Genomic DNA, 16,549 nt, shown 5'->3' with positions numbered 1-16,549 from the left:
TTAGGCTTGCCTTACCTAAGCGATCAAGGAATGCGTATGCGTCTCCGCCTGGCCATCGCCGCCATGCTCCCCGTGTTAGCGCTCACCGCGTGCGGGACCTCGACCACCTCCCAGGAAGCCGGTCCCACCAGGACCGTCAAGCACGCCATGGGCGAGACCAAGGTGCCCATGACGCCGAAACGCGTCGTCGTGCTCGACACGGACAAGCTCGACACCATGGTCTCCCTCGGCCTCTCCCCCGTCGGCGCGGCACAGGCGCAGGAGAATCAGACCTGGCCGGAATACCTCGGCACCGCCCTGAAGGACACCAAGCCGGTCGGCACGCTCCAGCAGCTCAACCTCGAGGCCATCATGGCGCTCAAGCCGGACCTCATCCTCGGCTCGAAGTTCCGGCAGGCGGCCTTCTACGACAAGCTCTCCAAGATCGCCCCGACCGTGTTCACCGAGAAGGTCGGCATCACCTGGAAGGACAACTTCCTGCTCGACGCCGAGGCGCTGGGCAAGAAGGACCAGGCGCGGCAGCTCCTGACCGGGTACGAGACACGCGCCAAGGAGGTGGGCGCCAAGTTCGCCGAGCTGCAGGTCGGCATCGTGCGCTTCATGCCTACCGAGATCCGCCTGTACGGCCCCGAGTCGTTCAGCGGCATCGTCCTCGGCGACGCCGGCATCCCCAGGCCGGAGGCGCAGCAGCTCGCCGACCAGGAGGACAAGCGCTTCGGCAAGATCAGCCAGGAGAACATCGCGAAGGGCGACGCCGACGCGATCTTCTACACGGCGTACGGTGACGCGGCGGCCAAGTCGCAGGCCGAGGTCACCGCCGGGCCGCTGTGGAAGAACCTGAAGGCGGTCAAGGCGGAGCACGCCTTCAACGTGGACGACGAGATCTGGATGACCGGAATCGGCGTCACCGCCGCCGGCAAGATCCTCGACGACCTGGACAAGTACCTGACGCCACTCACCTGAGTCTTACCGGGTCGCCTGTTCTGACGACCCCGGGCCGCAGGACCCGCGCGTACACACCCGCGCAGGCCTGCGGCTCCCGGTCGAAGACCGGAACCCGGTTGTGCCTGGCCACCGTCCGCAACGCGTCGGTGTCGCGCTCCAGCGCCCCGTGCGCCAGCGTCGGCACCGCGCAGCGCGGGCTGGCCACGATGACGTGCAGCACCACGTCGTCGCCGACGTGCAGCTCACGCCCCGCCCAGTCGTTCTCCACGAAGCCCTCGGGCTCCGTCGCGATCACCAGGTTCGGCCGGTAACGCAGGGCCTCGACGTGCCCGCGCGGACCGAGCGCGCCGATCCGCTCGACGGTGGAGGTGGTGATCAGGTGGATCGGCGCGAAGTCGAAGAACGTGCCCTCCGGCGAGCCCGCGCCGATCGTGGTCATGGTGTGGGGCACCTCGGCCTCGATGCCCTCGGCCAGCACCCGCTCGGGCACGGACCGCTCCAGCTCGGCGCCCTCCGGCGGCACGTCGATCAGCCGGACCTCGCGCCCGAGCAGCTCCGACAGCTCCGCGTCGCCCGGCGCCCGCGAGCCCTCGACGGTCAGCAGCGCGCTCCAGAGCCGGGGGTTCTTGGCGCTGGCTATCTTTCCTGTGGCGACGTCGAGCACGGCGCGCGCCCGGTCGCCGTCGAGCCCGCGCTCGCTCACCCGGCTCTCGGCGATCTCTTCCCCGAGCATGGATTTGACCGGATAACGGCGCAACGTCTCGACTCGCATGCCGTCGATCTTACGTCTGGGCCCAGAACCTCCTCAGGTGCGGCACCAGCTCGGCGGCCCGCTCCTCGGGGAAGAACAGCCGCCCGCCCTCGATCTCCACGATCTCCTTGACTCCCGGGATCGTGTCGCGCAGCCAGCGGGCCCAGCTCAGCTCGAAGAACGGGTCGCCCGTGCCCCACACCAGGAGCGTCGGCACGGTGAGCACGGTGAGCTGCGGCTCGATGGCGATCATGTCCTTGGCGTCGATGGAGGTCAGCAGGCGCTCGAACGCCTGCCCGCCGCCGGGCTTGCTGAGGATCGGCCTGAGGTAGGCGTCCACCACCGCCGCCGGGTCTTCGATGTGCTCGTAGCCCTCGCCGAGCGCGGTCTGCGCCAGCAGCTCGGGCTGGTCGAGCAGGATCGCGGTCAGCGCGGCCAGCTCGCCCTTGGCGGCCAGCTCCACGGTGGGCTTGAACGCCTCGGGCGGGGTGTTGGTGTGCACGTCGCAGTTGGTGAGGGTGAGTGTGCGCAGGCGTTCGCGGTGCCGTACGGCGAAGATCTGGGCCACCGCGCCGCCGGTGTCGTTGGCGACGAGGTCAATGCCGGTGAGGCCGAGGTGCTCGCAGAGCTCCTCGACGGCCTCGGCGAGCGCGGGGATGGACAGGTCGTCGCGCGGGGCGCTGCCGCCGTGCAGCGGCAGGTCGACGGCGATGCACCGGCGCTCGTCGCGCAGCTCGGCGATGACGTTGCGCCACAGATGGGAGCTGGTGCCGACGCCGTGCACGAACAGGCTGACCGGCCCCTGGCCCACGTCCACGTAGCTGATTCCCTTCATGGGAGGCTCCTCCATTTCACAAACCGACTGTCGGTCTATGAAATTACCGACCGATAGTCGGTTTGTCTACAGTGGGTCCATGAACCTCAAGGCAGAGCGTGGTGCGGCCACCCGCGAGAAGGTCCTGACCATCGCCACGCGGCTGTTCGCCGACAGGGGCTACGACGACACCTCGATCGAGACCGTGCTGCAGGAGTCAGGGCTGAGCAGAGGCGCGCTCTACCACCACTACGCGGGCAAGGACGCGTTGTTCGAGGCGGTGCTGGAAGCCACGGAGGCCGCCGTGGGAAAGAAGATCACCGAAGCGGTGCGGGACGCGCCGAGCGCGGAGGCGGCCCTGCTGATCGGCCTGCGCACCTGGATCCGGCTGGCCGCCGACCCGGTCATCAGGCGCATCGTGCTCATCGACGCCCCGGCGGTGCTGGGGTGGGAGCGGTGGCGCGCCATGGAGGAGCGCTACTCGTTCGGCATGCTGAAGGCGGCGCTCGGCGCCACAGGAGCGGTGCCGGCCGGCTTCCTGGACCTGCACGCGCACATGTTGCTGGCGGCCGTCAACGAGAGCGCGCTGCTGGTGGCGCGCGGCGGCGACCAGGCCACGGCGGAGGCGGCCGTCGAGGAGTTCCTGCGGCGCCTGCTGCGCACGGACTGACCGCGGAACAAGAAAGGCCGCCGCCGACGCGCCACCTCCCCAGGTGCGTCGGCGGCGGCCTGCCGAGAAGTCAGGCGGCCGCGGTGGCCATCTTGCGCAGCCGCGCCAGCGCGTCACGCTCGATGCGGCGGGCCCGGTCGCGGCCGATGCCGTACCGTTCGCCCACCTCCGTCAGCGTGTGCTCGCGGCCGTCCACCAGCCCGTACCGCCACCGCAGCATCTCGCTGGTGACGCCTTCGAGCCCGGTCAGCCACTGGTCGAGCCGCTCCCGCTCCAGGATGTCGATCGCCTGCTGCTCGGGATCGGCCCACGTCTCGTCGGCGATCATGTCGCCCAGCTCGGTCTCGTCCTCGTCGCCCACCCCGAGCTGGAGCGAGACCGGGTCGGAGGCCCAGCGGCGCAGCTCGCGGACCCGCTCGATCGGCAGGTCGAGGATCCCGGCGAGGTCGTCGTCGGTCGGCTCGGCGTCGAACTCCGCCAGCATGTCGCGCCGCACCCGCATCAGCCGGGTCATCTGCTCACCGGCGTGCGTCGGCAGGCGCACCGGCCTGGCCTGCTCGTGGATGGCCCGCCCCACCGACTGCCTGATCCACCACGTGGCGTAGGTGGAGAACTTGTACCCCCGGCGGTAGTCGAACTTCTCCACCGCGCGAACCAGACCCAGGTTCCCCTCCTGGACCAGGTCGATCAGCGGCATGCCCCGCCCCGAATACTTCCTGGCCACCGCCACCACGAGGCGCAGGTTGGCCTGGATGAACTCCTCCTTGGCTCGCTGGCCCGAGATGGCCAGGCGCTCCAGCTCCTCGTCGGCCGCGTCCCCGATCCGCGGCTCCGAGCCCCCGCTGTCGAGCAGCTGCTCCGCGAAGAGACCCGCCTCGATCCGCTTGGCGAGCTCGACTTCCTCCTCCGCCGTGAGCAGCGGGACGCGGCCGATCTCGGCCAGATACGTCCCCAGCAGATCGCGGTCAGCGACATGCTGCTCCTGCGTGCGACTCCCCGTAGGCCTTGCCATCCCCAGGCACCTCGTTCCGCAGCTGCGTTCTATACCCGGCCAACGTCCGGCCAGATGCAAAGATTCCCTCAACAACTACGCCTGCGGGATGGTTCTGGATGTCCTCCTAAAGGAGGAGACCGCCGAGGAACACCTGGTGAACGAGGGGGACGCCGGGCCGGTAAGCCAGGTGGACATAGGAGGGGGCATCGAGGATGACGAGGTCCGCGCGAGCTCCGCGCCTCAACCAGCCTACGTCCGTACGGCGCAGCGCGCGCGCCCCGCCGTACGTGGCCGCCCTGATCGCCTCCAGCGGTGTCATCCGCATCTCCCGCACGGCCAGCGCCACGCAGAACGCCATCGACGAGGTGAACGACGAGCCCGGGTTGCAGTCGGTGGCCAGCGCCACGCTCACCCCGGCGTCCAGCAGCCGCCGCGCGTCCGGGTACGGCGACCGGGTGGAGAACTCGGCCCCCGGCAGCAGCGTCGCCACCGTCCCCGACGAGGCCAGCGCGTCCACGTCGGCCGCGCTCAGATGCGTGCAGTGGTCGGCCGAGGCGGCGCCCAGCTCGCACGCGATGCGCACCCCCGGCCCCTCGGTGAGCTGGTTGGCGTGCACGCGCACGCCGAGCCCCGCCTTCTGCCCGGCCGTCAGGATCTCCCGCGTCTGGTCGCCGTCGAACGCGCCCTCCTCGCAGAACACGTCCACCCACTTCGCGTACGGGGCGCACGCCTCCAGCATCTCCCCGGACACGAGCCGCACGTAGGCGTCGGTGTCCATGCCGGCGGGCACGACGTGCGCGCCCAGGAAGGTGGTCTCGTCGGTGAGCGTGGTGGCGATCTCCAGCGAGCGCCGCTCGTGCTCGACGGACAGGCCGTAACCGCTCTTGATCTCCACGGTGGTGGTGCCCTGCGCGCGCATCTCGCGTACCAGGGAGAAGGCGTGCGTGGCCAGCTCGGCCTCGCCGGCCTCGCGGGTGGCGGCGACCGTGGTCCTGATGCCGCCCCCGGTGTAAGGCTCGCCGGACATGCGGGCCTGGAACTCGGCCGTACGGTCACCGGCGAAGATCAGGTGGCTGTGGCTGTCGACGAAGCCGGGGATCACCGCCCGGCCCGCGGCGTCCACCCGCTCGTCGGCGGCGGGCGCCTCGGCGGCCGGGCCCGACCAGGCGACCAGGCCGTCCTCGATGACGAGCGCGGCGTCGGCGATCTCCTCGCGTTCCGGGTCGCCGGTGTAGAGCAGGCCGATCCCGTCGATCAGCGTGGTCGTGGCAGTGGTCGTGGCAGTGGTCATCACAGCTCCTCGATCGCCTCGGTCAGCAGGGCAGCGACGTCGCCCAGCACGTGCTCGCCGTTCTCCACGACCCGACGGCCGCCGGACACCACGGAGTGCACGTCGGCCGCCGTCGCCGCGAACACCACGGCCTCCAGCCCTGACGTGCCCGCCGTGCGTACGGAGTCGAGGCGTACCGACACCAGGTCGGCCCAGGCGCCGGGCACGAGCAGGCCGGCGTCGGGGAAGCCGAGCGAGGCGTGGCCGGCGCCGCCGGCGGCGGCGAGCAGGTCGGCCGCGGGCCAGTGGCCGCGCTTCCTGCTGGCCAGCCGCTCGTTCAGCTCCATGCCCCTGGCCTCCTCGAACAGGTCGATCACGGCGTGGCTGTCGGAGCCCAGCGTGATCTGCGCGCCCCGGTCGGCGGCGGCCCTGGCGGGGCCGATGCCGTCGGCGAGGTCGCGTTCGGTGGTGGGGCACATGCAGATGTAGGTGCCCGACTGGCCGAGCAGCTCGACGTCCACGTCGGTCAGGTGAGTGGCGTGCACGGCGGTCGAGCGCGGGCCGAGCGCGCCGCGCTCGTGCAGGACCTGGACGGGCGTGGCCGCGTACATCTCCACGCACGCCGTGTTCTCCGCCCGCTGCTCGGAGACGTGCATGTGCAGGGGGGCCGCGTGCCGGTGGGAGAACTCCGCCACGACCGGCATCTGGTCGGGCGGCACCGCCCGCACCGAGTGGATGGCCGCGCCGATCTCCACGTCGGGCTGCCCCTCGTAGGCCGCTGCCAGCAGGCCGGCCCTGGTCGCCCAGCGTTCCGAGTCGCCGTCGCTGAAGCGGAGCTGCACGCCGGACAGGGGGACGCCGATGCCGCCCGACAGGTAACAGGTGTCGAGCAGCGTGATGCGCAGGCCCGCGGCGCGGGCCGCCCTGATGAGGGCGTGGCCCATCGCGTTGGGGTCGTCCTGGTAGGGGCGGCCGCCCTGGTCGTGGTGCAGGTAGTGGAACTCGCCCACGCAGGTGACGCCCGCCAGCGCCATCTCGGCGTACACCGCCGTGGCCAGCCGCTGGTAGGAACTGGGGTCGAGGCGGCCGGCCACCTCGTACATGCGCTCGCGCCAGGTCCAGAAGTCGCCCGCGCCGCGCTGGGTGGCGCCCCGCAGCGCGCGGTGGAAGGCGTGGGAGTGGGCGTTGGCCAGGCCGGGGATCGTCAGCCCAGGCAACCGCACGGCCGCCGGGCCCGGCGTGCCCTGGGTGATCCGCGTGATCCTGGCGCCGTCGATCTGGACGAGCACGTCGGCGGCGACCCCGCCGGGCAGCCAGGCCTGCTCGCACCAGTACGTCAGCGACACAGCTCCTCCAGCGCCCACTCGCACCAGTAGGTCACCGACACAGCTCCTCCAGCACGTCCGCGAGTGCCACGACTCCCGCCTCGCAGTCTGCCCGTTCGGCATGCTCACCGGGGGAATGGGACACGCCCGTGGGGTTCCTGACGAACAACATCGCGCTCGGGACGCCTGCCGCGGCGAGGATCCCGGCGTCGTGACCGGCGCCCGTGGGCAGGATCGGCGCGGGCGTGTCGCCCCCCGCGGCCCTGGCGATCCGGTCCCTGAGCGCCGTGTCGAAGGTGACGACCGGCGTCCACGACTCCTCGCGCACCTCCGCCTCCTGCGACAGCTCGGCCACCAGCGCGCGCACGGCCTGCTCGGACGCGCCGCGCGCGTCGAGCCAGGCCGAGACGAGGCCGGGGATGGCGTTCGCGTTGCCGGGCGAGACGCGGACCTTGCCGACGGTGGCCACCACCCCGCGCCGCTCGGCCGACTCGCGCGCGGCCAGCACCATGCGGGCCAGCGGCAGCATCGGGTCGTCGCGGTCGGCCAGCCTGGTGGTGCCCGCGTGGTCGGCCCGCCCGCGGAAGTCGAACCGCCACCGCCCGTGCGGCCAGATCGCCTCGGCCACGCCGACGGGACGGCCTTCGGCGACGAGCCCGCGGCCCTGCTCGACGTGCAGCTCGACGAACGTGCCGACGCAGGCCAGCGTCTCGTCGTCCCTGCCCAGCTCGTGCGGCCTGCGCCCGGCTCGTTTCAGCACGTCGGCCAGCGTGTCGCCGTCGTCGTCGGTGAGCGCGAGCGCCCGCTCGGGCGCGAGCACCCCGGTGAGCAGCCGCGAGCCTGCGCACGGCACGCCGAACCTGGCGCCCTCCTCGTCGCTGAAACAGGCCACCCCCAGCGGGACGGACGGTGTCACGCCCCGCTCGCGGAGCAGGTCGAGCGCGGCGAAGGCCGACACCACGCCGAGCGGCCCGTCGTAGGCGCCGCCCTGCCGTACGGAGTCGAGGTGGCTGCCGGTGACGACGCCGGGGCGCCGCGGCGACGGGCTGCCCCACCAGGCCCACAGGTTGCCGTTGCGGTCGTCGTGCAGGGCGAGGCCGCGCCGCGCGGCCTCGCCCGCGAACCACTCGCGCAGCTCCAGGTCGGCTTCCGACCACGCGTCGCGAAGGTAACCGCCGGTCTCCGGATCTCGTCCCAGGTGTGCGAGTGGCTCAAGCATGCAGCCACTCTAGTGAATGGATCCATTCACTTTCAGTTGACCGGGCCTCCCCGGGGGCGCAGGGTCAGCTCGGTGAGGTGCGCGTCGGGCCCGGCCGTGACGGCGGCCAGCACCGCGCGGGCCACGGATTCCGGCCGGAGGTATTTCTCCGGCTCGAACTCGCCTCCTTCGAAGGCACGCACGCCGCGCTGCATGTCGGTGGCGGTCCGGCCCGGGTAGACGGTGGTGACCCGGAGCGCGGGCTCCTCCAGTCGCAGCGCGTCGGCGAACGCCTTGAGGGCGAACTTGCTGGCCGCGTACGACGCCCAGTCGGGGTTGGCCCGCTGGCCGGAGCCCGAGTTGACGCACACGACGTGGCCGCCGGCCGCGCGCAGCGCGGGCAGCAGCAGCCGGGTCAGCTCGGCGACCGCGACGACGTTGACCTCCATCGTCCGCCGCCACACGTCGGCGGGCTGGTCGGCGATGCGGCCCAGCACGCTGACCCCGGCGCTGTGCACGAGGACGTCGAGCCGCTCGACGTCCTCGACGTCGGCCGCCGTGACCCGCGTCAGCTCCACCGGCCACGGCCGGGAGCCGGGCAGCTCGGCGGCCAGCGCCGTCAGCGCCGCCTCGTCCCGGCCGCCGAGGAGCACGTCATGGGTCGAGGCCAGGGCTCTCGCGACGGCCGCGCCGACACCCCTGGAGGCGCCTGTGACCAGCGCCTTCGGTCGATCAGTCATAGGAGGAGCTTATTGATCCCACCGCACCGCCGGAAAAGCAGGAGATATCGCTCGTGTCGCATGGCAGGATGGCCCGGCTCGACCGGCTGCACCGAAGGCGAACCTGAGGGACCGAAGGAGCACGATGATCATCCAGGCGTACGGCCTGCGCAAGACGTTCCGCACCAGGAGCAGGAAGGGCACCCAGACCGTCGAGGCCGTGCGCGGCGTGGACCTCGAGGTGAAGAAGGGTGAGATCTTCGGCGTGCTGGGGCCGAACGGCGCGGGCAAGACCACCACCATCAGGATGTTGTCCACGCTGATCGTCCCCGACGCGGGCACGGCCACCGTCGCGGGGCACGACCTGTTGAAGGAGCCCGCGAGCGTGCGGCGCGACCTCGGCTACGTCAGCCAGGCCGGCGGGGTCGAGGAGACCACGAGCGCGCGGGCGCAGATCATGATGGCCGCGCGGATCCACGCCGTGGCCGATCCCCGGCGGGCCACCGCCGAGGTGCTGGAGCGCTTCGACCTGACCGAGATGGCCGACCGTCCCGGCCGTACGCTGTCGGGCGGGCAGAAGCGGCGCGTGGCCATCGCCATCGGCCTCGTGCACAACCCGCCGCTGCTCTTCCTCGACGAGCCCACCACCGGCCTCGACCCGCAGAACCGCGCCAACCTGTGGGATCGGATCAGGCAACTGCGCGAGGCCGGCACCAGCGTGCTGCTGTCCACCCACTATCTGGACGAGGCCGACGCGCTGTGCGACCGGCTGATGATCGTGGACCACGGGCTGGTCGTGGCCGAGGGCACCCCGTCCGACCTCAAGCGCGAGGTCTCCGGCGACGTGATCACGCTCAGGGTGGACGAGCAGGAGCACGCCGCGGAAACGCTCAAGCCGCTGGCCCGCGAGGTCCGCACCGACGACGACCTGCTGCGCGTCTACGTGGACGACGGCGAGCACACGCTGCCCGCCCTGCTGCGCGCGCTGGAGGAGCAGGGCGTCGGCCTGACCTCGATCGCGCTCGACCGCTCCACGCTTGACGACGTCTTCCTGGCCAAGACCGGCCGCACCCTTCGCGACGCTGGAGCCGACACATGATCCGCCACACCGTCCTGTTCACCGGCTACGAGCTGAGGAAGTCGTTCAGCAACCCGATCTGGCCGCTGTTCGGCATCATGCAGCCGGTGCTGTACCTGCTGATGTTCGCGCCGCTGCTGAAGTCGCTGACTCCGGGCGGCACGACGGTGGACGCGCTGCGCATGTTCACGCCCGCGTCCATGATGATGATCGCCGTCTTCGGCTCGCTGTTCTCCGGCTTCGGGCTGATCGCCGAGCTGCGCGGCGGCTCGCTGGAGCGTTACGCCGTCAGCCCCGCCTGGCGGCCCGCCATCGTGCTCGGCCGGGTGGCCAAGGACATGGTGGTGCTGGTCTTCCAGGCGATCCTGGTGCTGGTCGTGGCCATCGCCATGGGCGTGCGGATCGGCGCCCTGGAGATGGTGCTGGTGCTGCTGCTGATGGCCGCGACCGGGCTGTTCGCCTCGGGGCTGTCGCAGGGGCTGGCGCTGACCGTACGGGACGAGAACGGCATGTCGCAGACGCTCAACCTGTTCATGCTGCCGGTCATGCTGCTGGCCGGGCTGTTCGTGCCGATCTCGTTCGCGCCCGACTGGATGCGGTTCCTGGCGCCGGCCAACCCGCTCTACCACGCGGTCGAGGCGGGGCGGGCGCTGTTCGACGGGCGGCTGGGCGACCCGTCGATCCCGATCGCGTTCGGCCTGTTCGTGGCGCTGGCGGTGATCACCACGATGTGGTCGATGCGGTCGCTAGGAAAGATCGCCGGGTAGGAACGTGCCGGTCTCCTCGGTCATCCGCTCGTACTCGTCGAGCCTGGCCTGGGTGCGCAGCGGCGCGGCGTCGGCCATGGCCTCCACCAGGGCCATGGCCAGCGCCAGCGGCGCCGCGTGCGAGTCGAACACGAGCCGGTCGCCCACCGGCGCGTCCAGCACGATCTCGGCGGGGAAGGCGGGCTTGTCGGTGATGGCGGCCACCCTGAGCCCGAGCTTCTCCGCGTACTCCAGCCCCTGCAGCACCTCCGCCGGGTAGCGCGGCAGGACCACGGCCACCACCCACTCGGCCCCGGCCCTGCGGGCCGCGTGCAGCCCGTCGATCAGCTCGGAGCCGCCATGGGTGAGCAGCCGCACGTCGGGGTGGATGCGGCGGGCGTAGTAGGCGAACGTGGTGGCCAGCCCGCACGAGACGCGCAGCCCGAGCACGGGCAGCGGCTCGGTGGCGGCGAGCTGCTCGCCCAGCTCCTTCAGCGGGAACGCCGCCAGCCGCTCCCTGACCAGGGCGAGGTTGCGGATCTCGCAGTCGATGGCGCCGCGCAGCAGGCTCTCCTGCGGCGCCTCCACGCCGCCGCCGAGCACCAGCGGCCGCAGCGCCTGGCGCAGCTCGGGGTAGCCCGCGAAGCCCAGGACCATGGCGAACCTGGTCACGGACGGCTGGCTGACCCCGGCCCGCTCCGCCAGCTCCACGCTGGACAGGAAGATCGCCTCGTCCAGGTGCTCGCTGAGATAGTGCGCGATCCTCCGTTGTACGGGCGACAGCCTCCGTCCATCCAGGAGCACGTCGAGCCCACCGTGATATCCGTCCGCCACGCCACCTCCAACGCCGCAGGGCCGGCATTCTCATCCCGTTGCAGAGTCACGACTCCCGCATCGGAATACGTACGCCCTTGTTCTCAGCCACCTCATTGGCCTCCTCGTACCCCGCGTCCACGTGCCGCATCACGCCTGTGCCCGGGTCGTTGGTGAGCACCCTGTTGAGCTTCTCGCGAGCCAGCGCGGTGCCGTCGGCGACCGTCACCTGGCCGGCGTGGACGGAGCGGCCGATGCCCACGCCGCCGCCGTGGTGGATGGACACCCAGGCGGCGCCGGAGGCGGTGTTGAGCATGGCGTTGAGCAACGGCCAGTCGGCGATCGCGTCGGAGCCGTCGGCCATCGACTCGGTCTCCCGGTAGGGGGAGGCGACGGAGCCGCTGTCGAGGTGGTCGCGGCCGATGACGACCGGCGCACGCAGCTCGCCGGAGGCCACCATGTCGTTGAACCGCTCGCCCGCGACGTCGCGCTCGCCGTAGCCGAGCCAGCAGATGCGCGCGGGCAGGCCCTGGAAGTGCACCTTCTCGCCGGCCTTTCTGATCCACCTGGCCAGCGCCTCGTTCTCGGGGAACAGCTCCAGGATGGCCCGGTCGGTGGCGGCGATGTCGGCCGGGTCGCCGCTCAGCGCGGCCCAGCGGAACGGGCCCTTGCCCGCGCAGAACAGCGGCCTGATGTAGGCGGGCACGAAGCCGGGGAAGTCGAAGGCCCGCGCGTAGCCGGCCAGCTTGGCCTCGCCCCTGATGGAGTTGCCGTAGTCGAAGACCTCGGCCCCGGCGTCCTTGAAGCCCACCATGGCCTCGACGTGCCGGGCCATGGACGTGCGGGCCCGCTCGGTGAAGCCGGCCGGGTCCTTGTCGCGCTCGGTGGCCATGTCCTCGAAGGCCACGCCGAGCGGCAGGTACATCAGCGGGTCGTGGGCCGAGGTCTGGTCGGTGACGATGTCGATCTCCGCGCCGCGGGCCAGCAGGTCGGGCAGCGCCTCGGCGGCGTTGCCGACGACGCCGATGGACAGCGGCCTGCGGGCGTCGCGGGCCTCGTAGGCCAGCCGCAGCGCCTCGTCCAGGGAGGCCGCCTCGACGTCGAGGTAGCGGTGCTCGATGCGGCGGGCCACCGAGCGCGGGTCACAGTCGACGCAGATGGCCACGCCGCCGTTCATGGTGATGGCCAGGGGCTGGGCGCCGCCCATGCCGCCGAGGCCCGCCGTGAGAGTGATCGTCCCGGCCAGCGTGCCACTGAAGCGCTTGTCGGCGACGGCGGCGAACGTCTCGTAGGTGCCCTGGAGGATGCCCTGGGTGCCGATGTAGATCCACGAGCCGGCGGTCATCTGCCCGTACATCGTCAGGCCGGCCGCCTCCAGCCGCCGGAACTCCTCCCAGCTCGCCCAGTCGGGCACCAGGTTGGAGTTGGCGATGAGCACCCGGGGCGCCCACTCGTGGGTGCGGAACACGCCCACCGGGCGCCCCGACTGCACCAGCAGCGTCTCGTCGCCCTCCAGCGTGGTCAGCGTCCTGACCAGCGCGTCGAACGACGGCCAGTCACGCGCCGCCCGGCCCGAGCCGCCGTAGACGACGAGCTGCTCGGGATGCTCGGCCACCTCGGGGTCCAGGTTGTTCTGGAGCATGCGCAGCGCAGCCTCCTGCGGCCAGCCCTTCGCGGTGATGGTGGTGCCTCGCGGGGCGCGGACGGTCCTGCTCATGGGCGGTCCCTTCGTGAATGAACCCATTCACGAAGAGACTAGCCCGGAATCCGGCGTCAGCCGCAGTGGCAGACCGGGCTGTTGCGGGAAGTCCTCAGCTGACCAGGAACTGGGTGGCCGCCAGCTCCCTGTACAGCTCGTCCTCGCCCACCAGCTCCTCGTGCGTGCCCACGGCCCGCACGCCGCCGCCCTCCATGACCACGATCCGGTCCGCGCCCGTCACCGTGGACAGCCGGTGCGCGATGACCAGCACCGTCGTCTCCCGCGCGACCTCGGCGACGACCTCGCGCAGCCGCAGCTCGTTGACCGCGTCGAGCTGCGAGGTGGCCTCGTCGAGCAGCAGCAGCCTGGGCTTGCGCAGCAGCGCCCTGGCGATCGCCACGCGCTGCCGCTCGCCGCCCGACAGCAGCACGCCGCGGTGCCCGACCGCCGTCTCCAGCCCTTCGGGCAGCCTGTCCACCAGGTCGTCGAGCCGGGTGCGCGCGATCGCCGCGCGCAGCTCCTCCTCCGTGGCGTCGCGGGCGGCGAACAGCAGGTTCTCGCGCAGCGTGCCGGCCAGCACGGGCGCGTCCTGCTCGACGTAGCCGAACGCGGCCCGCAGCTCGCCCAGCGGCCACTCGCGGATGTCCCTGCCGTCCACCACGATCGTGCCGCCCTGGTGCTCGTAGAAGCGTTCGAGCAGCGCGAACACCGTGGACTTGCCCGCCCCCGACGGCCCGACCAGCGCGGTCAGGCCGCCCGGCGGCACCTCGAAGGTGACGCCGTCGTGCACGACGGGGCGGTCGTCGCCGTAGCGGAAGACGACGTCCTCGAAGCGCACCCCGACCGGCCGCCCGGCCGCCGGCGCGGCGACGCTCACCTGCTCGGCCGGCAGGTCCTCGATCTCCTTGATCCGCGCCATCGCCGCCAGGCCCTGCTGCAACTGCACGCCGCCCTGCACGAGCTGCCCGATCGGCGGCACCAGGTAGAACAGGTAGAGCAGGAACGCGATCAGCGACGACACGTCCAGCGTGCCCGAGGCGACCCGCGCGCCGCCCACCGCCAGCACCGCCAGGAACGAGATCTGCACCGCCATCCACGTCGCCACCCCCGCGAGCGACGTCCAGCCGGCGACCTGCAGCCCGCGGTCGCGGGCCCGCGTCGCGGCCTCGCCGACCACGCCGATCTCCCGCTCCTCCGCGCCGCTGGCCTTGACGGTCCTGTACGCCTGCAGCGCCCGGTCCAGCACGGCGCCCATCTCGCCCACGGCCTCCTGGGCGTGCGACTGCGCCCGCTGGATCTTCGGCATGATGAGCGCCACCATCCCGCCGATGACCACCACGATGAGCAGCGTGACCAGCAGCAGCACGCCGTCCATGGCCGCCATCATGACGATCGCGCCGACCAGCATGAAGGCGGCGCTGACGGACTCCACGATGCCGTTGGTCAGCACCGCGCGCAGCAACGTCGTGTCACCGGTGACCCGCGACAACAGGTCGCCGGGCTTGAGCCGGTCCACGTCGGCGACCTTCAGCCGCAACATCCGGTCCACGAGCCGGCGCCGGGCGCCGAGCACGATGCCCTCGCCCGTCCGCTCCATCAGGTAGCTTCCCCCGGCCGAGACGACCGCGCCGATCAGCACCGCCACGGTCAGCCAGATCAGCGGCCCGGCCATCGACACGCCCTGGCCGAAGGCGTCCACCACGTACTTGGCCAGCAACGGCATCGACAGCCCCGCCGCGGAGCCGATCAGGCTCAGTAACCCGCCCCAGACGAGCACTCTCCGGTGCGGGCGGACGTAGGCGAGCAGCTCCTTGACCACCGCGACTCCTCTCACGATATTGCTCAACTTTCCCGACAACGAATGAAGCGCCGCGATCGGCACCCCCGATACCACGTCAACCTAAATTGACGACCAAAGTATGTCAACTTTGGTTGACCCTCATTCTCAAGGAGGAGACCGACATCCGGCGGCGGCCCACGGACGAATAGGGCGTCGAGGAACCCGGCCGGAACCTCGAAAGTCACGATCAGCCCTTCTGAAAGGACCGAACATGGAGCTCCGGATCCACCGGCGCGCTCTAGTCGGGATAGGTCTCGCCGTAGCGGTCGCCGCCTCGTCGATGGCCGCGTTCCGCACTGACTCCGGCACCGCTTCCTCCCACCGCGAGGCCCCAGCGATCTCGAACGACCCGCAGCACGACAACACCGACGTGTACGCGTTCGTCAGCCCTGACAAGCCCGACTCCGTGACCCTGATCTCGAACTGGATCCCGTTCGAAGAGCCCAACGGCGGCCCGAACTTCTACCCGTTCGCCACCAAGTCACGGCACAACATAAAGATCGACAACGACGGCGACGGCAAGACCGACATCACGTACGAGTGGACGTTCCGCAACGACGACAAGCGCGGCAACGACACGTTCCTCTACAACAACGGTCCCGTCACCTCGCTGGACGACAAGAACCTGCTCTTCCGCCAGCGCTACACGCTCAAGCGGATCACCCCCAGCGGCTCCAAGACCCTGGTCAGCGACGGTCCCGTCGCCCCCAGCAACGTCGGCGCCGCCTCCATGCCGAACTACGCGACCCTGCGCAACCAGGCGATCAAGAGCCTTCCCGGCGGCGGCAAGACCTACTCCGGGCAGGCGGACGAGGCCTTCTTCCTGGACCTGCGCGTGTTCGACCTGCTCTACGGCGGCGACCTGTCCCTCGTCGGCCAGGACACCCTCAAGGGCTACAACGTCAACACCGTGGCACTCCAGGTCCCCCAGGCCGACCTGGCGCTCAAGGGCGACCCGAAGCGCAACCCGGTGATCGGCGTCTGCTCCACCACCGACAAGTTCAACGGCAGCTCGTTCGTGCAGGTCTCCCGCCTGTGCAACCCGCTGGTGAACGAGCTGGTGGCCGCCGCCGGCATGAAGGACGCCTACAACGCGCTCGACCCGTCCAAGGACGCCGACGTCAAGGCGCTCGTCGACCGGGTCACCAACCCCGAGGTCGCCAGGCTCCTGGAGTCCATCTACGGCATCAAGGCGCCCGCGACCCCGCGCAACGACCTGGTGCAGATCTTCCTGAGCGGCATCGCCAAGAACAACGGCCCCATCAAGGCCGACCTCAACGCCCAGTCGCTCAACAAGGACGCCGGCAAGCAGCGCGGCTCCGAGCAGCTCAGGCTCAACATGTCGATCCCCGTCACCAAGGACCCGAACAGGCTCGGCGTCCTCGGCGGTGACCTGCAGGGCTTCCCGAACGGCCGCCGGCTCGCCGACGACGTCGTGGACATCGAGCTGCAGGCCGTCGCCGGCGCCGCGCAGAGCGGCAAGCTCATCCCCGGCCTGACGGACAAGGTGGACGCGAACGACAAGCCCTTCGACAAGACGTTCCCGTACATCCCGCTGCCCAGCAACGTGGCAGTGAACCAGCGATGACCACTTGACCGGTCGGTTCCCTCTCCAACCCGGCCGGTCCTTCCCCGGCGGCAGGCATCCCGTCTCCCATCGTCTGCCGCCACAGAAAAGGGCCGGCCG

The 16,549-nt window shown here is 71.1% G+C and carries 15 protein-coding genes; 5 read left to right on the top strand and 10 right to left on the bottom strand.

Annotated elements, in window-relative coordinates:
• Positions 1-36: 36 nt before the first annotated feature.
• Entirely contained in the window at positions 37-963 is a 927-nt protein-coding gene (locus FXF51_RS15110; protein WP_262379533.1) for an ABC transporter substrate-binding protein, read from the top strand.
• On the opposite strand, the gene FXF51_RS15105 is transcribed toward FXF51_RS15110, so the two are convergent.
• Together FXF51_RS15105 and FXF51_RS15100 are read right to left on the bottom strand one after the other, a co-directional pair.
• Positions 956-1,717: an MOSC domain-containing protein gene (locus FXF51_RS15105; protein WP_187414380.1), complete on the bottom strand. Its 762-nt coding sequence runs from the start codon at positions 1,715-1,717 to the stop codon at positions 956-958. The genes FXF51_RS15110 and FXF51_RS15105 overlap by 8 nt on opposite strands.
• A gap of 10 nt (positions 1,718-1,727) precedes the next feature.
• Positions 1,728-2,531 (bottom strand): alpha/beta fold hydrolase, encoded by an 804-nt coding sequence (locus FXF51_RS15100; protein WP_222871282.1) that lies wholly within the window; start codon positions 2,529-2,531, stop codon positions 1,728-1,730.
• 79 nt (positions 2,532-2,610) lie between these two features.
• Here FXF51_RS15100 and FXF51_RS15095 point away from each other — a divergent pair, with 79 nt between their 5' ends.
• Positions 2,611-3,180, top strand: coding sequence for a TetR/AcrR family transcriptional regulator (locus FXF51_RS15095; RefSeq protein WP_148435080.1), 570 nt, complete (start codon positions 2,611-2,613; stop codon positions 3,178-3,180).
• 70 nt (positions 3,181-3,250) lie between these two features.
• Here FXF51_RS15095 and FXF51_RS15090 read toward each other — a convergent pair whose 3' ends face one another.
• The 5 genes from FXF51_RS15090 to FXF51_RS15070 all read right to left on the bottom strand — a co-directional run bounded on the left by FXF51_RS15090 (position 3,251) and on the right by FXF51_RS15070 (position 8,707).
• The gene (locus FXF51_RS15090; RefSeq protein WP_148435079.1) at positions 3,251-4,192 is read right to left on the bottom strand and encodes an RNA polymerase sigma factor RpoD/SigA; all 942 of its coding nucleotides are present in this window, start codon (positions 4,190-4,192) and stop codon (positions 3,251-3,253) included.
• 106 nt (positions 4,193-4,298) lie between these two features.
• The gene (gene hutI, locus FXF51_RS15085) at positions 4,299-5,465 is read right to left on the bottom strand and encodes an imidazolonepropionase (protein ID WP_148435078.1); all 1,167 of its coding nucleotides are present in this window, start codon (positions 5,463-5,465) and stop codon (positions 4,299-4,301) included.
• The gene (locus FXF51_RS15080) at positions 5,465-6,790 is read right to left on the bottom strand and encodes a formimidoylglutamate deiminase (protein ID WP_148435077.1); all 1,326 of its coding nucleotides are present in this window, start codon (positions 6,788-6,790) and stop codon (positions 5,465-5,467) included. Before FXF51_RS15080 ends, hutI begins: the two co-directional genes overlap by 1 nt.
• Positions 6,791-6,821: 31 nt before the next feature.
• A complete protein-coding gene (locus tag FXF51_RS15075; protein WP_148435076.1) occupies positions 6,822-7,988 on the bottom strand; it encodes an allantoate amidohydrolase in 1,167 nt (388 codons plus the stop codon).
• Positions 7,989-8,020: 32 nt separating this feature from the next.
• Positions 8,021-8,707, bottom strand: a complete 687-nt coding sequence (locus tag FXF51_RS15070) for an SDR family oxidoreductase (protein WP_148435075.1) — start codon at positions 8,705-8,707, stop codon at positions 8,021-8,023.
• A gap of 124 nt (positions 8,708-8,831) precedes the next feature.
• Between FXF51_RS15070 and FXF51_RS15065 the strand changes: the two genes are divergently transcribed.
• Together FXF51_RS15065 and FXF51_RS15060 are read left to right on the top strand one after the other, a co-directional pair.
• Positions 8,832-9,785 (top strand): ATP-binding cassette domain-containing protein, encoded by a 954-nt coding sequence (locus FXF51_RS15065; RefSeq protein WP_187414379.1) that lies wholly within the window; start codon positions 8,832-8,834, stop codon positions 9,783-9,785.
• Positions 9,782-10,531, top strand: a complete 750-nt coding sequence (locus FXF51_RS15060) for an ABC transporter permease (protein WP_148435074.1) — start codon at positions 9,782-9,784, stop codon at positions 10,529-10,531. The genes FXF51_RS15065 and FXF51_RS15060 overlap by 4 nt, the downstream gene beginning before the upstream one ends.
• Here the strand turns inward: FXF51_RS15060 and FXF51_RS15055 are convergent.
• The 3 genes from FXF51_RS15055 to FXF51_RS15045 form a co-directional block, all read right to left on the bottom strand.
• The gene (locus FXF51_RS15055) at positions 10,511-11,344 is read right to left on the bottom strand and encodes a MurR/RpiR family transcriptional regulator (protein ID WP_148435073.1); all 834 of its coding nucleotides are present in this window, start codon (positions 11,342-11,344) and stop codon (positions 10,511-10,513) included. The genes FXF51_RS15060 and FXF51_RS15055 overlap by 21 nt on opposite strands.
• A gap of 46 nt (positions 11,345-11,390) precedes the next feature.
• Positions 11,391-13,040, bottom strand: a complete 1,650-nt coding sequence (hutU, locus tag FXF51_RS15050; protein WP_148435072.1) for a urocanate hydratase — start codon at positions 13,038-13,040, stop codon at positions 11,391-11,393.
• Positions 13,041-13,134: 94 nt separating this feature from the next.
• Complete coding sequence (locus FXF51_RS15045; protein WP_262379532.1) at positions 13,135-14,856, bottom strand: ABC transporter ATP-binding protein; 1,722 nt, start codon at positions 14,854-14,856, stop codon at positions 13,135-13,137.
• A 217-nt stretch (positions 14,857-15,073) separates the two neighbouring features.
• Between FXF51_RS15045 and FXF51_RS15040 the strand changes: the two genes are divergently transcribed.
• Positions 15,074-16,450, top strand: a complete 1,377-nt coding sequence (locus FXF51_RS15040) for a DUF4331 domain-containing protein (RefSeq protein ID WP_148435070.1) — start codon at positions 15,074-15,076, stop codon at positions 16,448-16,450.
• Positions 16,451-16,549 lie beyond the last annotated feature (99 nt).

The organism is Nonomuraea sp. PA05 (assembly GCF_008086045.1).
Taxonomy (GTDB): Bacteria; Actinomycetota; Actinomycetes; order Streptosporangiales; family Streptosporangiaceae; genus Nonomuraea; species Nonomuraea monospora.
The sequence above is the reverse complement of the archived record's forward strand: the minus strand, read 5'-3'. Positions and strand labels throughout refer to the sequence as shown.

What these genes read in the sequence shown, in the direction of transcription:
- FXF51_RS15110 (WP_262379533.1), top strand. Translation starts at nt 37, where the DNA reads ATGCGTCTCCGCCTGGCCATCGCCGCCATGCTCCCCGTGTTAGCGCTC.
- FXF51_RS15105 (WP_187414380.1), bottom strand. Translation starts at nt 1,717, where the DNA reads ATGCGAGTCGAGACGTTGCGCCGTTATCCGGTCAAATCCATGCTCGGG.
- FXF51_RS15100 (WP_222871282.1), bottom strand. Translation starts at nt 2,531, where the DNA reads ATGAAGGGAATCAGCTACGTGGACGTGGGCCAGGGGCCGGTCAGCCTG.
- FXF51_RS15095 (WP_148435080.1), top strand. Translation starts at nt 2,611, where the DNA reads ATGAACCTCAAGGCAGAGCGTGGTGCGGCCACCCGCGAGAAGGTCCTG.
- FXF51_RS15090 (WP_148435079.1), bottom strand. Translation starts at nt 4,192, where the DNA reads ATGGCAAGGCCTACGGGGAGTCGCACGCAGGAGCAGCATGTCGCTGAC.
- hutI (WP_148435078.1), bottom strand. Translation starts at nt 5,465, where the DNA reads ATGACCACTGCCACGACCACTGCCACGACCACGCTGATCGACGGGATC.
- FXF51_RS15075 (WP_148435076.1), bottom strand. Translation starts at nt 7,988, where the DNA reads ATGCTTGAGCCACTCGCACACCTGGGACGAGATCCGGAGACCGGCGGT.
- FXF51_RS15070 (WP_148435075.1), bottom strand. Translation starts at nt 8,707, where the DNA reads ATGACTGATCGACCGAAGGCGCTGGTCACAGGCGCCTCCAGGGGTGTC.
- FXF51_RS15065 (WP_187414379.1), top strand. Translation starts at nt 8,832, where the DNA reads ATGATCATCCAGGCGTACGGCCTGCGCAAGACGTTCCGCACCAGGAGC.
- FXF51_RS15060 (WP_148435074.1), top strand. Translation starts at nt 9,782, where the DNA reads ATGATCCGCCACACCGTCCTGTTCACCGGCTACGAGCTGAGGAAGTCG.
- hutU (WP_148435072.1), bottom strand. Translation starts at nt 13,040, where the DNA reads ATGAGCAGGACCGTCCGCGCCCCGCGAGGCACCACCATCACCGCGAAG.
- FXF51_RS15040 (WP_148435070.1), top strand. Translation starts at nt 15,074, where the DNA reads ATGGAGCTCCGGATCCACCGGCGCGCTCTAGTCGGGATAGGTCTCGCC.